This window comes from Klebsiella sp. A-Nf5, from assembly GCF_002810545.1.
GTDB classification, from domain to species: Bacteria; Pseudomonadota; Gammaproteobacteria; order Enterobacterales; family Enterobacteriaceae; genus Klebsiella; species Klebsiella variicola.
Genome location: NZ_PIOG01000217.1, coordinates 1 through 797 on the forward strand (window position 1 = coordinate 1; position 797 = coordinate 797).

Annotated in this window: 1 protein-coding gene and 1 pseudogene; both read left to right on the top strand. The window is 52.2% G+C overall.

Translation table 11 applies throughout. The annotated features are described in order from the left end of the window. Positions 1 to 522: pseudogene (locus CWM53_RS20350) on the top strand (antA/AntB antirepressor family protein); the annotation flags it as partial. Then, on the top strand, positions 515 to 694 hold the full coding sequence (locus tag CWM53_RS20355) for a DUF4222 domain-containing protein (protein ID WP_100697854.1): 180 nt from the start codon (positions 515 to 517) through the stop codon (positions 692 to 694). The pseudogene CWM53_RS20350 and the gene CWM53_RS20355, both read left to right, overlap by 8 nt. Positions 695 to 797: the final 103 nt, after the last annotated feature.

A 797-nucleotide genomic window follows, 5' to 3' on the forward strand; every position in this document is an offset into this window, starting at 1 on the left:
GGTGGCGACCGTCGCAGTAAGGATTCCGGCCTGTCTCTTGGCATGGCTAAAGAAATGGCAATGGTCGAGCGCAATGAGCAGGGCCGGGCCGTCCGCCGTTACTTCATTCAGTGTGAAGCGGAACTTCAGCGCAGCGTGCCGGAGATTGCTGCTCAGTATCGACGCCAGCTTAAAGCCCGCATCGGTGCTGCCACTCGTTTCGCGGCAATGTGTGAAGCTTTGGATCAGGCCCGTTTAGAGCAAGGTAAAACCACTCAACGCCATCACTACGCTAACGAGAGCAATATGCTCTCTCGCATTGTCCTTGGCGGCATGACCGCAAAACAATGGGCTCAGGCTAATGGTGTTGAGGGGGAACCACGAGACCATATGAATGCGGAACAGTTGGAGCACCTTAGCTATCTGGAAGATACCAACATTACGCTGATAGATCTGGGTATGGAGTATGAACTGCGTAAAGCGGAGTTGATGCGCCTTTCTCAGCGCTGGATGGCTAAACGTATCGGAGGCAATGATGAGTAAGACACTTAGCACGCCATTACCAAATCACACCTATCGTGATGCTGGTGGGGAAGTTGTGAGCGTCGTCTCTGTGGCGCATAACCGTGTGACATTTTACCGTGAGGGTTACCAGTTTCCGTGCGTACATCCTATTGAGCGCTTCATGAAGGAGTTCACGGAGGTGAAGCAATGATTATCGCCGTCCAGGGTAAAAGCCTCTCTCTGGCTGGCCTGATGCCTCCATACTCAGCCTTTAAAGACATAGCAAAACTTAGCTGTCAGTCATGTGATAAGGG